General features: G+C 62.5%; 5 protein-coding genes. 2 read left to right on the plus strand and 3 right to left on the minus strand.

Features of this window, described 5'->3' with window-relative positions; all coding sequences use genetic code 11:
• Window positions 1-146: 146 nt before the first annotated feature.
• From Pla123a_RS15865 to Pla123a_RS15875, 3 genes are all read right to left on the minus strand, one after another.
• Window positions 147-1,865 (minus strand): family 43 glycosylhydrolase, encoded by a 1,719-nt coding sequence (locus tag Pla123a_RS15865; RefSeq protein WP_146588686.1) that lies wholly within the window; start codon window positions 1,863-1,865, stop codon window positions 147-149.
• 366 nt (window positions 1,866-2,231) lie between these two features.
• Entirely contained in the window at window positions 2,232-7,274 is a 5,043-nt protein-coding gene (locus Pla123a_RS15870) for a VCBS repeat-containing protein (protein WP_146588688.1), read from the minus strand.
• Window positions 7,271-8,728 (minus strand): amidase, encoded by a 1,458-nt coding sequence (locus tag Pla123a_RS15875; protein WP_197528028.1) that lies wholly within the window; start codon window positions 8,726-8,728, stop codon window positions 7,271-7,273. Before Pla123a_RS15875 ends, Pla123a_RS15870 begins: the two co-directional genes overlap by 4 nt.
• Before the next feature lie 419 nt (window positions 8,729-9,147).
• On the opposite strand from Pla123a_RS15875, the gene Pla123a_RS15880 reads away from it, so the two are divergent.
• Window positions 9,148-13,791 carry a LamG-like jellyroll fold domain-containing protein gene (locus tag Pla123a_RS15880; protein WP_146588692.1) on the plus strand — a complete coding sequence of 1,548 codons (4,644 nt, stop codon included), beginning with the start codon at window positions 9,148-9,150 and terminating at the stop codon, window positions 13,789-13,791.
• A 33-nt stretch (window positions 13,792-13,824) separates the two neighbouring features.
• Window positions 13,825-16,539: a beta-L-arabinofuranosidase domain-containing protein gene (locus Pla123a_RS15885; protein ID WP_197528030.1), complete on the plus strand. Its 2,715-nt coding sequence runs from the start codon at window positions 13,825-13,827 to the stop codon at window positions 16,537-16,539.
• Window positions 16,540-16,849 lie beyond the last annotated feature (310 nt).

The following is a 16,849-nucleotide window of genomic DNA, read 5'->3' on the forward strand; positions in this document are numbered from 1 at the left end:
TCAATCTTTGAGTTTTCGCAGCGAGAGTTATTGACAGAAGCGTTACCCGCACGAGGCGGGGGTTCATGGAGCCCAATTATCAACACGAGCGGGACGATTCGCTAGCGAGCAATAGGCATTCTACGCCTGGTCGAAAGGCACATTTGCTATTCAGCCGATGTGCAGATGACCTTGGCGACAACGTAGCCGGCTGCTTGGCCGGCAACCTTTCCTTTAACGGTAAACGAACCCGGTTGAGCGTAGGCCGTTAAAGGAACGCTTCGCCAATTGACAGCAGCTTGAATGGTTTCGCCGTCTTCGAACGCTAGTGAGACGGCCGCCGGTAGGTCCGGAGCCGTGCCGACCGTGGTGGTGGCTTGGACGCTTGGCAGTTCGACCGCTGGTAGTGCGGAGACCTCCCACTCCGAGACTGACACCGAGTGGTAGTACTCACCTTCCTTTTGCCCTTCGAAGGTCGCCCGCAGCGCGTCCGTGGTCAGGGGAGCGAAGCTGAAAGTGAGCCACCGGTCCGGCGCGGTTGGATAGTCCAGCCCTTTCAATTCCTGCCAGCTTCCGTTGCGTTCCCGGTACTCCAGCTTCCAGGAGGCGGGTGGGCGAATCCAATTAGGGTCCTGATGGAACTGGATTCCGACGCCGGAGATCCTGACGGGAGAGGGCCATTCGTACTGCACCCAATCCGATGAGTTGGACGACTCATTGCCGCGGTAGTTCCCCCACTGATCTGGCGGGAGCCGCACAACGGGCGGCCGGCCATCGTTGATCGCTCCAAGGCTCATTGGTGGTTGCTCTGTGTAAGAGGCAGAAACCGTCGCGTTTCGCGCGAGGTTACTCGTTAGCCGCATGGCCGGCGGGTCCGCAAAAGTCTGCGCTACTGGCTCAATTCGATCGCCGTCCCATTGTACTTCGTCGATGGCGACCGACCGTCGAAAGTGCCCGCCGGTGTCCGCGTCGCGGGTGTGGTAGGTGATCCACCAGCGACCACGGTGCTCAATGATAGATGGGTGCACGGTGGTGGCCGACGTGCCGCTGAGGATGATCCCTTGGTAGTCCCACGGGCCCGTAGGTTTAGACGCCGTCGCATAGGCAATGGCCGCTTGATAATTCGACGGAGTCCACTTGCTGCCGCCACGCTTCCAGTCGTAGGCGAGGTAGTAAGTTCCGCTGCGTTTGAAGACCCAGGGCGCTTCGAAAAATGCTTGCAGCCCCCGCATCGTGGTGATCTTCCCCTTCTTAGCGGTCATTGTCGCGTCAAGTTCCACGACCCGCGCAACCCCCCATGATCCCCAGTACAGGAAGACCTTCCCGTCTTCATCGGTAAGCACGTGGGGGTCGATGATTTCCGGGCCCCTTCGCGCATCGCCAAACACGTCGCGCCACGCTACAAGGGGCGTGCCGATCGGATCTTTCCACGGCCCAACCGGACCGTCCGCAACCGCCACGCCGATCGCCATCCGATTGGGCACGTCGGCGACCTTCGTTTCTACCGGCACGTACCAGTAGTACTTACCGTCCGGACCACGGGTGGCGTGCCCGGCGTAGGCGTTGTTGCCTGTGGCCCAACTGAACACTGCTTTGGGGTCGAGGTTGCTCTTGTAGAGTTCCCAGTCGCCAGTTGTGGGGTCGTCGGTGACGAACACACCGTAGTCGTGCATGACAAACCCGCCGACTTCTGGGGGCGGCTCATCATGGCCGGCGTAGATGTAGAGTTTCCCATCAACGGAGAGTGGCGCTGCGTCGGCCGAGAAGTAGCTGCCGTCCCCCAGGATGGGGTTGCCGTCGCTGTGGAAGGAAGTCCTCGGCTGCGGATTGGCGGCCTGCAGCGGGCCGCAATTCAGCAGGACTAGCAGTATTGGCAGTCGCTTCATGTGTCGCACCTTGCCAGTAAGGGGAAATGCGCCGCAAGAACGGTGGCGCCAAAAGGCTCTCACGTTCCGGCGAGGCGCCTGCTCGTATGTTTCCACACGCCGCGTTTTTCATTCCGCAGGCCGCTCGATTCTTTTCCTTGGGAATTGGCGGCGGTTGCAACAGCGAGTCTCTATGCGAACATCGGTTGTCAGCCCGCCGCCGCAGCCAGCTAGAACTTAAGTGGTGAAGTGAACCCGCCAATCTCAGCCGCTTTTCAACCGAAAGTGACCGTGGCAACGCAAACTACTCGAATCGCGTTTCTTGTCTCAATTCGAAGCTCTCAGTTGAATCGACAATGCCGCTGGTGGAGGTAGGTAGACCTCTCGCTACTTCGACCCCCTAGTTTCCGAGTGGTCTTCGCCGAAACGGTTTCTTGGAACCCAGCGGGTATTGTAGATCGCCTGCCAGTCGTTCTCTGGGTCCTGGTCCGGGGCGTCGCTGCCTGGGAACGGCGACACGTTGCGGTCGGGGAGTGAGTTGGGGTTCTCTTCCTTAATCCAGCCGTGATTGAAGAGCAGCAGGGTCCGTTGCTTGCCATCCGCGATTGCTGGCAGGTGAGAGGCGTCAAACTCGAGGGTAACGCCGTCACCAGAGTTGAGGATGGCGATCTGATCATCAACTGCGGTCAGCAGCGGGCTCACTTGACCGTAGCGAGTGCACCATCCCTCCAGTGACGTGAACCAGTGCGGCCGATTGCTTATGCGTGTGAGGTCCGGGACCTGAGGCCGATCGAGTGAGGGTTGCGGCAACGCCGCGAAGCCGTGCCAGTGTAGTTCGGCGTTCTTGACGGGTATAGCGCGGGCCGCGGCCGAGTCGGAGGAGACCGAATCAGCCAGCGCGATCTGGTCCCACCTGACCTCGAAGGACGTTGATAGTCGGAATCGCGTCGCGTTGGCAGGCAGCTTGCCCCGCAAATCACACACGATGCTCTTCGTGTTCCCCGTGGGGAATCCGATTGCGGAGTCGACAATATGGTACTCGCCCCCGTCGGCCGCGGCCTCCAGGATCGGCCAGAGGGGCGCCAGGTCGCTGCGCTGCGACGCGGCGATATTGGTGGACGAGTCTCCGAAGCGGAACCAGCCCGTCAGCACCAGACTTAGGTCTCGGTCCGTCGGGAGATCGCCAAAACTGAACTCAATTGCGTGGGGACGCGTGTACCCAACCGCCGGGTACTGCAGGAGTGAACCCGGGCTCGAGTAGACGCCATCAATCTTGGCGAGGATCGCGGTGCAGTCGACGCCGGTCGAGTCGACGGCACTCTGCACCGGCGTCAGAATCCGCACCAAGGCGAACCGCTCGCCTGTCGACGGGCTGGTCGTGGCTCTGTCGTAAGAAACCACCTTGCTCCCTGTTGGGTGATCGACGGCTAACAAATGCGCTGCGTCCAAGTAGACCGCTTCGCGCAGTTCGGAGGTGATCCGCAGCTTTACTCTCTGTTGGCTGTCGGCGAACTGTTGGATGGCGCCCAGCACATAGAGCTCGTCTGGATCCGGTGGCATCGGGACGCCCCTGGCGACCGACACATTCAGTGGGGCGGCGCCGAGCAGGTCCGTGACGAATTGCCAGGAGTTGTCCACCCAGGCGTACAAGAAGGGACAGCTGCTGGTGCGGACGAACTCAATAATTGTAATCCGGAGCGGCTCACCCGAGAGCGGCTTGCCAATCTCGTTGCGGGCAACGCCGTTGGGCCACAGCGTCTGAATAGCGTCGGCTTTGTCGATCGAATCAACTCCGATCTCGATTGGCAGCTCAGCTTGCGTCCAGCGGGAGGCGACGAATCGTTCCCGCTTGACCTGCACACGGACCCCGATTGAACTCGGGTGACCGGCGTAAGAACGTATCACCAGCTTGAGCTGCCGATTGGCAGTCGGGGTGGCGTTTTTGAGAACCGACGCGTCGCCGTCGCCGAACAGGGCTACGAGGTCGGTTTTGCCGTCGTTAGCGAAGTCGAGTGCCTGCAAACCTCGGTCACGGCAGACTTTCGGCAACGGGATGCGGGACGGCTGCGCGTCAAAGCGGCCTCCCAGGTTGCGCCACACGCAGACGGTGGGTTCACCTTCGACATTGCCGGCCGACGCCAGGTCCAGGCGCCCGTCGTTGTCGGCGTCGATGATCGCCGCCGCGTTGATGTTGGTTTGCAAGATCTCCAGCGTTTGAACGACCTCACCGCTAGCGTCGGCGATCACCACCTTATTCGGCGCGAAGAAGACGAGCTCGGGCAGGCCGTCGTTGTCGAGGTCGTCGGCGACTAGGACGTGCGCGTCCGGCCAGGTGGGGGCGGTTTCCGGTTCAGCGGCGAAGCCGCCCCCGTACGCGTTGCGGTATAGCCGGGGGCGATCACCGCCCACGACAATCAGGTCGGCTCCCAGGTTCACGCCGTCAAGGTCGACCGCTATGAAATCGTCGCACGGACCTACGTCCTTCAGCCCGAACTCCGATGTGGCGTTGACAAAAGTCTTGTCGCCGTTGTTCCGCCACACAGTGAGGCCTTCGGGGCCCCCGACACACAGGTCGATGTCGCCGTCGTGGTCGAGATCGGTCCATTTCGCCACGGTTCCCGTCGCATCCTTCAGCTTTGATTCGGTTGTCAGGTCGGTAAAGCCTAGGTCGGGCGTGTACCTGAAGAGACGTCCGCCGGCAGGCGTCACCAGCGCGATTTCGCTGAAGTCACCGACTTCGGGCTGAAGCTTGTTCCGAACTGGTGAGTCGACGATAGCGTTACCCACTGTCAGCGTTGCTGAATCCGGCTGCTCATCGAAGAGACGGTCGGTGTGCGCCAGTTCTTGGTAGCCCGAGTCGGCGCCCCACTCAAACGCAACGAGCTCTGACTCCGCGGTAAGTCCCGCGTACTGATAGACGCCGTCATCGCTCATCGACACCACGGCGAGCGCCAGTAACTCGGGAACGCCGGCTGGAGCAGATGCCTCCCATTTGAGGTCCACCGGCGCGCCACGTACCGCAGACGATTCAAGCTGAAGCATCGGCTCTGGCTTCGTGTATCGGCAGACCTCGAGGGCGAGGGCGTCCGCGGCGCCCTTCAGCTTTCGGATACGTTGGTAGTCACGCATGTAGCGGCGGAAATCGTCTGTCTTGCCCGCCTTTCGCGAGAACGCGGCAAGTTGGTACTGGGCGCCGCCGTGAATTGGGTCCAGGTCGGCAGTCTTCTCCAACTCGCCTACGGCCTCGTCCGTTTTGCCAGTTGCTGCGAGCGACAATGCGTACTGAAAGTGGAGCGTCGGCTCCTTGGGCGCGAGCTTCACTGCCTCGCGGAAATACTCAACCGCCTGTTCCGGCTGCGAGAGGCGATTGGCCGCGAGCCCACGGAGGTACACGATTCCGGCCGGGGGATTCGCTTCGCCCGCAGGCAGGGCAGTCAGTTGCTGATCTGCATCGGCGGGTTTGCCGCCAAGCAGGTAGGCCCTGGCGAGGTTTCGAAGAGCGGGCCCAGAGTCCGGGCGGAGCCGGACGGCCCGTTCGAGCGTTTCGATCGCGGCTCCGAATTCTGTGTTCTCGAGCTGGGCCATCGCGGTGTTGGCCAGCAATTCGAACGACGCCTCCTCGCGATCCACAGTAATTGCAGTGTTGACCGCCTCGACGCGTGCCTGTTGAGACTTTCCGTCTGGCCAGAAAACCGTCAGGCTTTCTACCTTAGTGTGGTAGCCAAGCCCGAAGAACGCCGACGACTCCGATTGCGCCAGGTAGCTGCGGGTTGGCATGAGGGTGCGTCTTTGCGTGACGCCGCCGGCAACGAGCTCAATTTTCGCTCCGATGCCATGAGGGTTGCCCGCCTGGCCGTGTAAGTTGACCCGCAACCAGTTTCCGCCGAGTCTCTGGTCGTTCCGCAGCACCAGGGGCGGGCCTTCCACCTGCGTGATGACCAAGTCCAAGTCGCCGTCGGCGTCGAAGTCGGCCGATGCCGTCGCCCGCCCCACAATTGGGATCGCGAGATCGCCAATTTCTTCGGGCGCGATCGGCGTAAGGACCGGCCCCGTTCTCGCGCCGGTGTTCCAAAGCAGTTGCGACTGCTGCTTGTAAGTCTGATCGGGCTGAACCTCGCTGATGGTTTCTTCAAGGTGCCCGTTAGCGTGCAGCATGTCGACCCTACCGTCGAGGTCGAAGTCCTCAAACTGCAGCCCGAAGGTAAGGCTGTTAAGGGTTGGCCAGCCGATGCCGGCTCCCACAGTCTCGTCGACGAAAAAGCAATCGGAGCCATCTTTCGCCGTGGTGAAGAGCTCGGTCATTTCGCCGGCGAAATTCGACACCGCAACGGAGAGTCGATTGTCGTTGTAGAGCCAGGCCGCATCGACGCCCATTCCGCTGGTCGAGACCCCCGCGGCGTTGAGGGCGAAGCCGCGTGCCTCGCCTACCTCCTGGAACTTTCCGTGCTGGTTGTGAAAGAGGAAATGGCGAACGGTGTCGTTCGCTACGAAAATGTCGAGCCAGCCATCGTTGTCAAAGTCGACGAAGGTGACCGCCAACGCCTTGCCAAGAGGGGTGCCAGATTCGGCGTTCGAGACGTGTATTCTTGCCTCTGCTGAAACGTCGGTGAATCTCCCGGCGTCATTCCGGTAGAGGAAACTGTGAGTGCCGTCGAAGTTTCCCGGGTGGGCGTAGGAGAGCCCTGTCCCTGGCACCCGCACCGTAGCGGCCTGATCACGCGTCCTGTCCCAAGCCACGTAGCTGCAGACGAACAGATCGAGGTCGCCGTCGTTGTCGTAGTCGAAGAACCCGGCACTGGTGGTCCACACATCGGCGTCCCCCAGGCCGCTGGCGGCGCCGCCAACCTCGGCGAAGACGCCGCCGTTGTTGCGATACAAATGGTCTGGTCCAACCGCGGTTACGTAGAGGTCGTCGTCGCCGTCGCCGTCGTAGTCGCCGATGGCGACTCCCTGGCCGTAGAAGTCTGCCACTAGGTTGGCAGCGTCGGTCACGTCGGTGAAGGCGCCATTGTTGTTCTGGTATAACTGCATGGCGCCGCTACCCGGTTGAGACTCAGTCGTTTCGTCCCACGGCCACGCTTTGCCGCTAATCAGTAGCAGATCTGGGTCGCCGTCGTTGTCGTAGTCGATCCAGCCACACCCGGAGCCACCGGACTCTGGCAGCATCTTCTCCCCGGTGGCGCCCCCCCTGTGAATAAAATCGACGCCACTCGACACCGAGACGTTGGTGAATGGAATGCTGGGGGTTGCGTCCGGAGCCGCGGACGGTTCCTCTTCCCGGTCGGGCGGATCGTTCTCAAACGGCCCGTTCTCTACTTGGGAGGCCTGCGGGCGGGAGCGAATGGTTGTTGCTAGCACCACTGCGGCCACAGCCGCGGCCCCTACTACAATGGCTAGCCATTTTGTCGACTTTGAGTTTGGCCTGCTCATTGTGCACCGCTCCCGCTCGTCAGTTGTTGGCGCGTTCCTTCAACTAGGCGTTGCTGCACGTCCTGCAGATCTTGCGACCAGGGACTTGCCTGCTCAATTCGACCGCAAACGCTGATGACGTGCTCGTCAGCAAAACGCCGACCAACGACCTGCATGCCTACTGGGAGGCCGCCCGCTGATAGCCCAGCAGGGATCGACGCAGCCGGATGGCCCGTGAAGTTGAAGGGGTGGGTCAGGCACCACCCAATCAATCGCTCCACGGGTCTTCCCGCGACCGTCGCGGGACCGAGAGTGGCCCCGTCATTGCCGTTCGGCTCCGGCAACGCGCCCACCGTTGGGGTAAGCAGGACATCGTAGTTGGTGAAGACCGATCGAAGCGACTGCCAGACAAGCGTCCGCTGCCTATCGTCGCGAGAGGCCTGCAATGCGGTTTCGGAACGCGCGGATGCGACCATAGCGTGGATCTGTTCCGGGATATCATCTGGACGCTCCCTGAGCAGATCTACCCCAGATGCCTCCATCGCGTCAAACATCCCAAGGTAGAGTCGGCCTACCTGTCGAACCCAAAGATCGGCCAGCTCTGCTTGGTCGAGCGGAAGTCGGAAGTCGACGGCTTCCACATTCAAGCCTGATTGAGAGAGTTTCCACACAGTTCGTGCGACGCAGTCGCGGACCTCCGGCTCGACGGCAAACACGCCCATGTCAGGGCTGAAAGCGATCTTAAGCTTGGACGGATCGGACTGCACCGCGCTCGGCAGGTCCATGCCATCGATCGGCAAGCTGAACGGGTCCCCGGGGTGGGGTCCCGACATCACCTGGGCCATAAGTGCGGCGTCTCTTACGGTGGCGGCGAGCGGACCCGCGTGGACAAACGGCGAGGTAGTCCCAAACGCGTTTGGGCCGCCGGTATTGGGAACCCGGCCGTAGGTCGCCTTGAAGCCGACGACCCCGCACCACGCGGCTGGGATCCGAATTGAGCCTCCTGCGTCCGATCCCTGCGCAAGCGGGACCATGCCCGCGGCGACGGCGGCGGCGCTGCCGCCAGACGATCCCCCCGCATTCCGGGCGAGATCAAATGGCGTCGACGTCGGACCGTACAGCAGGTTATCGGTAATCCCTTTGTGACCAAACTCAGGCGTGTTCGTCTTGCCGACGATGATCGCGCCCGCGTCTTCTAGTCGCTGTATGTGGGCGGAGGTTTCACTGGCGACGAACGCCGCCATCGCCCGGCACCCGAATGTGTTGCCGACGCCCGCTTTAAAATCGAACAAGTCTTTGGCGAGCAATGGGATTCCATGAAGCGGCCCGCGCCAATGGTTGGTATGCGCATGGCGGTCGAGTTCAACCGCGTTTTCGAGCGCTTGTTCGAACAGCGGCAGCACCACGGCGTTGACCACCGGGTCAAGAAGCTCGATTCGAGCGATCGCCTCTCGAGTTGCTTCGAGGGCAGACACACTGCGGGAACGCAATCGTCGAGCTAGCTCAGTAGCATCCATGAGAAACAGTCTACTCCGTCGTTAGGCGGTGGTTCCCGCCTCGATCTGCGGTTAAGCCGATGATGATGCTGGCAGTTAATGTAATCAAGGGCGGCAGACATCGGGGGAGATAACGGCGCAGCGCGGCGTCTCAGAACACCCCGATCAACGGCTCCGGGAAATAATTGACGTTGTGCACAAGATTAGTTATTCTGTCCAGCGTCAATTGGAAGAATTGGTCAGATATCCGGCCAGTGTGTCCTTCGCCGAATACCCGTTTGGAATAGAGCAGCGTTACGCCGCGGGCCCGCCAGCCATGGCCTTTCACGGTCAATTCGGCTGTTGTGGGGGGCTATTCATCGGCGTAGTCTCTGAGTCGTGAGCTGCTGGGAGCATACATGTTCAGAGGCGAGAGACTTGCGAACCGGCGGGCCGCTGGGAGGTCCGGCTGGTTTGAACCATTGGAACCACGAGTGTTGCTGGCTGGGGACCCGGTGGCCGAGTGGCGGTTTGACTCCACCGCCGGCACGGTCCTCGTCGACTCTGCCGGGACCGCCGACGGCGTTGTGACTGGCTCGTCTGTCTACAATCCAACTGCAAGCGGTCTCGTAAACGTGATGCCGGTGTGGACCGCCTCCAATCCGACCCAATGGGGCGGCGGTACGCAGAATGGCGCCTTGCGTCTGTTCAGCGACACTGACGGGGCCATCGTTGACGCCAGCGACGCCCCGCCCTTCACCTCAGTCAGCTTTTGGTTCAAGGCGGATACGACCAACCCTACTCGTTACAACTCTACTAACGCGAACGGTGGCAGCACGAGCGGCACGCCGGTCGCCATGCCGCTCTTCGAATCGGGCTCCAGCACCAGCGGCGTCAGCATCTACCTCTATAACGACCGGCTCTACGTCGGCGCGTGGAACTCCAGCATCCCTGGCTGGTCCAGCGGTTCGTGGCTTTATACCGCACAGCACGCGGTCGTGGCCGGGCGTTGGCACCACGTTGTGCTATCAATCGACCCCAGTAGTTCGCCGCAGGCAGGAGGCATGGTGGGATACCTGGACGCCGCCGCGTTCGGCGCAGCCAGCGGCGCCACGGTTGCGGGCAACGCTTCTCTAGCGTTTGGCCGAGCCGACGGGTCCACGCGGTTCTTGCTGGGAACGGGCGGAAGCTCGGTGCCTGGCAACAGTTCCCCCAGCAGCGGCAACCATCGCGGGTTTGCTGGGTACTTGGACGAAGCCCGCCTTTACGACGAGCCGCTCTCCGCGGCAGAAGTACTAGAGATTTACGAAGCTACCGGCCCCGCCGAGGCAGAGGAAGCGTGGTTGATCCGCGACTCGGGCCGGGCCGCTGTGATCGGCCGCTTTCGATTTTCCGGCCAGCTCGCCAGCGAGCACTTTGTCTTCAAATGGGGCCCGGACCTGCCCAGTGCGATGCAGCCGGTCACGACTTACATCCAGCAGAACCTCAACCGTCTGGAGATGGCCTGGGACATCATCGTCGACCAGGCCGGTATGGCGGCGCCGTCGGCTCGCGATGGCGTTAACTACAAGATAAACGCGTACATTCTAGACACCGGGTTGTGGTGGGTGGACGCCAACGGCGGGACGTTCTCCGGCGCGTACGCGGGTCCGGACCCGACCGGGTTTTCCGCGCTGTATGTCTCGCCTTGGGCCCTGGCCCAGCACCAGAGCCCGAGGAGCATCTACGTAGAACCCTGGGGCCAGGTGGCCAACACGACCACCACGCCGCACGAGTTTACCCACGTGCTTCAGAGCGAGTCTGGCGGATTTGGGGCGAGCGACTACTCCGGACCTTTCTACGAGGCCCACGCCAATTTCGGCGCGTCGCTGGTAGACGCCTACGACACAGGCAACTATCGGGCAGAAATCACCGCTCGGAGCTCAATCAACGGCCGTTACGGCGAACGGCGGCACCGCTACTCCATGGCGACCGATTTCCGTTACCAGGCTCACCCATTCCTTAACTACCTGACCGAGCTCACTGGCTTCGGCGACTCGTTCGTGACGTCCGGCCTGTGGTCAGACCCCGACGCCCAGGGGGCCGGTAAAGACCCGTGGCAGGTGCTACGGAACAACTTTGCTTCCGACGAAGAGTTTGCGAGGATTTACGCCGAGTATGTCGCCAGCAGCGTCACCTACAAGACCTTGTACGGCGGGGCCTTGTTGTCGGGGCTGCCGGCGATTCCAACTCACGACACCGAGCAGCGACTGTTCCGCACCTACCTCGAGCCCGTGGCCTCGAGCCCAGGGTGGTTCCAAGTCCCCGAGCAGGACGCCCCAGAGCAGTACGGTTCCAACATCATCAGGCTCAGCCCGGTTGACCGGGTAGCCGGCCAGGCGCACGTGGTAGAAGTTGATTTAGACGGGTACGTTCTGCCCGGTCAGTCGAGCGGGGTGTACGCCACGCTGGTGGCGATTAGGGGAACGGGGTCATCGGTTGAGGAACGCTACAGCAATTCCTGGCAGGGCGGCAAGATGGTCTTCACGCTGCAGCCCGACGAGACCGACCTGTACCTCGCTGTGACGGCGATCCCGTCGGTTCACAAGAACTACATCTGGTCACACCCGTTCCACCCGGCCGGGAACATTGGTTACGGGCTTGATCGGTTCCCCTACCGCGTTTCATTCGACGGCGTGGCGCCCGCTCGGTCGGAGGATGCCGGGGAACGCCCGGCGCCGAGCGGCAACGCGGTTCGGCATATCAACCCGGACGGTTCAGTCGGGGGGTGGAAGACCGTAGCGGTTGCTTCGACGGTGTATCTGGGACCGAACGTCTGGGTAACCGGCGGCCTGCTCCGCGAGAACGCCCGAATCGAGGACTATGCGACCATCACCGGCGGGTTGATTGCAGGCGACGCGCTCGTCTACGGCCACGCCACGGTGACCTCGGGCAGCGTACGCGAGAACGCGAGCATAGGCGATTACGCGACGATCTCCGGAGGCGCGGTTTCTGGAGACGCGCAAGTCACGGGCGACGCGCTGGTCCTGGGCGGGCAGATTCGCGGCCAGGCGTTGGTGACCGACTACGCCACCATCCTCGGCGGCAACACCGTGGTTGCCGGCCAGACGGTTGTGAAAGGGTATGGCGTCGTCGACAACGCCGACATGCAGGGTAACGCCCTGGTCATGTCATCGGGGTTGGCGGCGGGCACAGGGTTGGTGACCGACCGAGGGGTCCAGTTCAATGGGGAGCCTTCAGCCCAGGAGGCGCCCCTTGTGAACACACAGTACAACAACCTGTTTGCACGCTACACATTCGACACGCAGGACGACAACGTCGTTTGGGACGCCTTCAACACCACCTACGGCTGGATGAGCAGCACGCCAGCAAGCTGGTCGGCGCCGTCGGGAGTAAGCGGTTTGTCGGGCGTACTCGGATTCGGCGGCGACGATCAGTATGTCGAGCTGTCGACGGAGCTGGTTTCGCTCAACGATCAGACGATCCAACTCTGGGCGCGTTGGGACGGCTCGGGCGATGTCGATCAGAAGCTGTTCGAATTCGCACGGAACGCAGGCAATTACCTGTACCTCCAGCCGACTTCGGCCCAGGGGGGCGTAAAGCTTGAGATCGCGGTGGACGGCGTGGTAAGGACGCTATACGCCGTCGAGCCGCTGACGCCCGGCGAGTGGCAGCACGTCGCGGTTACTTTCGAGGACGACAAGGCAACCCTGTGGGTAAACGGTGCGGCGGTGGCTGCCAAGACCTCGGTCACCATGGACCCGCACCAGGTCCGCGCAACCTCGGCCTTGCTCGGTCGGGGGTTGGCAGCGGGGAGTGGCTTCAGGGGCGAAGTCGACAATGTCTTGGTCTATTCCGATGCGAGGACCGGCGCTGAGCTTCTCACCGATGTCCGACAGGTCTTAGGGGGCTCCTACACGCCTGGCGTTGCGGCGGAAATCGACCACGACCCGGGCGACTACAACCGAGACGGTCGCGTTGACGCGGCTGACTACTCCCAGTGGCGCGATCAGGGGGGCGCCGTGGTCGATCACCGCGGCGCTGGGGCCGACGGCGACTACAGCGGAGTCGTCGACGCGGGCGACTACGCCGTGTGGCGGTCGCACTTCGGCGTGACGACACCGGAGGGGCAAGGTGTGATGCCGGAAACGGACAACGAGTTGCTGGTCGCTCACTACAAGTTTGATGGAGACGCTTCGGACAGCGTCCAGCAGAACGACGCGGCGACCTCAGGTGGACCCGGCTACACTAGTGGGGTGGATGGCCTGGCTATCGACCTTGACGGCGTAAACGACGTTGTGACGCTGCCGTCGGACATCGCCGACCACGACGATATCACGGTGGCCACGTGGGTCTACTGGGACGGGGGCGGCGTCTGGCAACGCATCTTCGACTTCGGGAATGGTACGAACGAGTACATGTTCCTGACGCCGGCAGCCGGCGGCGGGACATCGATGAGGTTCGCGATCACGGTCGGGAGCAATGGGGCCGAGCAGGTGTTGGAGGCGCCCGCCATCGCGCCCGGAGTTTGGACGCACGTTGCGGTCACGCTGGAGGGCGATCTTGGCATGCTCTATGTCAACGGCGCCGTCGCCGACGCCGACACTGTTACCCTGAACCCCAGTAGCTTCGCACCAGCCTTCAACTACATCGGAGAGAGTCAGTGGCCGGACCCCTTGTTTAACGGACGCATTGATGACTTTCGAATCTACAACTACGCCCTGTCAGGCGGTGAAGTTGGGGCCTTGGCCGCGGCTGCCCCCGCAGCCGCCCAGACCGCTGACGGCCAGCAGAATTCACTGCTTGCCCTATTAGCCGGACCGACGATCGATTTGGCCTACGAGGTAGTGGATGCGGCATTCGAGTCTCCGGTCCCACCGGTTGACCCACCCGGAGGCGAGTACTTGGCGTCGCTTACTATTGAGATCCAGCGGCGGCGGCAGCTACTGATCCTGGCAGGCCGCCCCGCGTCCCAACACGATGCGTACTTTGAAGAATCACTTGAGCCGGACGAAGGCTCGACTCTAGAGAATCCTGTTTTGGGCAGCGTCTTTCAACGCTGATCAGATTCAACAAGCCCGCGTAGGGAAAGACAGATGAAAACGGCAAGATTTCAGATCGCTCTTGGCGTGGCAGTTGCGCTGCTTGTGGTGATGCCTTCCCCTGCGGCGAAGGCCCAGGTGCAGTCCGTTTCAGACGCGCCCAACCTGGCCTTGGTCGCCGAGCCGAGCGCCTCGTACACGTCGGGCGACACCAAGGTCACAGCCCTGAACGACGGCGCCCTGCCCGGCAGGTCCGCCGATCTGCGTCACGGCAGCTACGGAAACTGGAACCGCACCGGCACCCAGTGGGTTCAGTACGAATGGCCCAAGGCGATCTCCACCGACAAGATCGCGGTCTACTGGTGGGCCGACGGGCAAGGAGTTCACCCGCCAAAGGCGAGCCGCCTGCTCTACTGGGACGGCGGCGAGTTTGCCCCCGTGCCCGGCGCCCAGCGCGTTGGCGTTGAGAAAGACCGTTTCAATAGGGTGGGCTTTGACCCGATTGAGACCACCAAGCTCCGCCTCGAGATCGACTCGGACGACGCCGGCAACTCGACGGGCGTGCTGGAGTGGCGTGTGCTGGACAGCGGCGACTCGCCACAATTCCCGCCGATGGTTCAGGGGGACGTCGACCGCATCGTGATGCTGGGCGGCAAGACCTACCTGTCCGCCAAAGTAAAGACCCTAGGTCATGACGTTCCGAAGGTGCACTGGACAAAGGTGTCCGGCCCAGGTGAAGTGGATTTTGCCGATCCGGACGCGGCCGAAACCACCGCGACCTTCTCGGAGGTTGGGGAGTATGTGCTGAAGCTGGTCGCGGGCGAGGGAGAGCTGACGGATTCGGCCGAGGTGAACGTCGGGGTTGAGAACCCGCCGCCTTCTACTCCGTTGGGAGTGGTCTATACCAAGCGTTACAAGATCGACAGCCCTCTTTGGAATGCGCGTGCGAAGGCGATCATCTGCGACTGGATCCCGCATTGCGTTGAGCGAATCGACCGCCCGGATCTCCCCGAAGGCGGCATCAACAACTTTGAGGAGGCAGCCAAGAAGCTCGCCGGCCAGCCGGCAGAGCGGCACCAGGGGTACGTTTTCGCCAACGCCTGGGTGCACCAGACGGTGGAGTCGATCTGCATCGCGTTGATGGTCGATCCGCAAGGCGACGAAGAGCTCGCCGCCACGCAGGAAGAGCTTAAGGCGACGCTCGAGGACTGGATCCCCAAGATCCTCGCGGCCCAGGAGCCCGATGGTTACCTGCAGACCGCTTTCACTCTCAACGACCAGATGAACCGCTGGACACCCGAGAACCGCACGGGGCACGAGGGGTACACCGCCGGCTACTTCATTGAATCGGCTATCAACCACTACACGCTGACCAACGGCACAGACCGCAGACTCTACGACGCCGCCAAGAAGTTGGCCGACTGCTGGGTCGCAAACGTCGGTCCCGAGGAAGGAAAGCAGCCGTGGTACGACGAACACCAGCAGATGGAACAGGGCCTCGTGCGTTTTGGCCGCTTTGTGAATGACATGGAGGGTGATGGCGCCGGCGACGACTACATCGCGCTCGCCAAGTTCCTGCTCGACTGCCGTGGCGGCGGCGAGCACGGCGCTGAGTACGACCAGAGCCACGTTCCCGTGCAGCAGCAGTACGAGGCGGTCGGCCACGCCGTCCGCGCTGTCTATTCCTACTCCGGCATGGCGGACGTCGCCACCGAGACCGGCGACCTCGAGTACCGCTCGGCCGTGATGTCGCTCTGGGACAACATCGTCAACAAGAAGTACTACGTCACCGGCGGCCTCGGCAGCGGCGAGACCTCCGAGGGCTTCGGTCCCAACTACTCGCTCCGCAACAACTCGTACTGCGAGTCCTGCTCCAGCTGTGGGCAGATCTTCTTCCAGTACAAGATGAACCTTTCTTACCACGACGCCAAGTACGTCGACCTCTACGAGGAAACCTTCTACAACGCTCTGCTCGGCTCGCTCGACCTGGCGGCCGAGAACTTCTACTACACCAACGCGCTCTCCTCCGGCTCGCCACGCTACCCCTGGCACGCCTGCCCGTGCTGCGTCGGCAACATCCCCCGCACCCTGCTGATGCTCCCGACTTGGACCTACGTCAAGGACGACGAGGGCGTCTACGTGAACCTGTTCATCGGCAGCACGATCCTGGTGGAAAACGTCGGCGGCATGGACGTCGAAATGGTCCAGGAGACCGACTACCCCTGGAGCGGCGACGTCAAAATCACCGTGAACCCCGCGGAGGAGCGGGAGTTCGCGGTCCGCGTGCGTTCGCCCCAGCGGAGCGTCAGCACGCTGTACTCCAGCACCCCCGAGGCCGACGGCATCGCGTCGGTTGCCGTGAACGGCGAGCCGGTCGACGCCGAGGTCGAAGGGGGCTACCTGGTGATCCGCCGCGAGTGGAAGAAGGGTGACACGATCGCCCTCGAGTTGCCAATGACCCCGCAGCGGGTCAAGTGCGTCGACCTGGTCGAGGCCAACCGCGGCCGCGTCGCGCTCCGCTACGGACCGCTGGTCTACAACATCGAGGCCGTCGACGGCAACGACCTCGACGGCGTCCTCCCGCCCGAGGCCGAGCTCACCACCGAGTGGCGCCCTGACCTGTTGGGCGGCGTGCTCGTGATCAAGGGCGAGTTCGCCGACGGCTCGCCGCTCGTGGCGATTCCCAACTACGCCCGTAACAACCGCTACCCGGAGGGGGTCCGCGGCCGCCGCGGGCCGAGCTCGATCGTCTGGATCCGCGACCGTTAGCCGGCCGTGGCGGGCGTTGCTAGCTCATGAGGCAACCTCCTGGGGTCTGGCTGTCAGTCCGGGTTCAGTCCGAATTATCGAGCGGAGGGGACAAAACCCCCGCGGGTCTCCTCTCCGGTAGTTGGCTTAACGTTTGTATCGCAGGGGATTCTGGGCCCCGGCGGGAATCGGCCCGTCGGGTTTTGTCCGCCGTTTTGTCCGCCGCCGTCGGGCGTCGTTCGCAGGCTTTGCTGCGGGAGGGGGCTCCGAACCCGATCTTGCTCGCAAGGGCAGAATCGGCCTCGGAGAGGCCTGCCACAGGTCGCCAGTA

The sequence above is a fragment of the Posidoniimonas polymericola genome, assembly GCF_007859935.1.
GTDB lineage: Bacteria > Planctomycetota > Planctomycetia > Pirellulales > Lacipirellulaceae > Posidoniimonas > Posidoniimonas polymericola.

What these genes read in the sequence shown, in the direction of transcription:
- Pla123a_RS15865 (WP_146588686.1), bottom strand. Translation starts at nt 1,865, where the DNA reads ATGAAGCGACTGCCAATACTGCTAGTCCTGCTGAATTGCGGCCCGCTG.
- Pla123a_RS15870 (WP_146588688.1), bottom strand. Translation starts at nt 7,274, where the DNA reads ATGAGCAGGCCAAACTCAAAGTCGACAAAATGGCTAGCCATTGTAGTA.
- Pla123a_RS15880 (WP_146588692.1), top strand. Translation starts at nt 9,148, where the DNA reads ATGTTCAGAGGCGAGAGACTTGCGAACCGGCGGGCCGCTGGGAGGTCC.
- Pla123a_RS15885 (WP_197528030.1), top strand. Translation starts at nt 13,825, where the DNA reads ATGAAAACGGCAAGATTTCAGATCGCTCTTGGCGTGGCAGTTGCGCTG.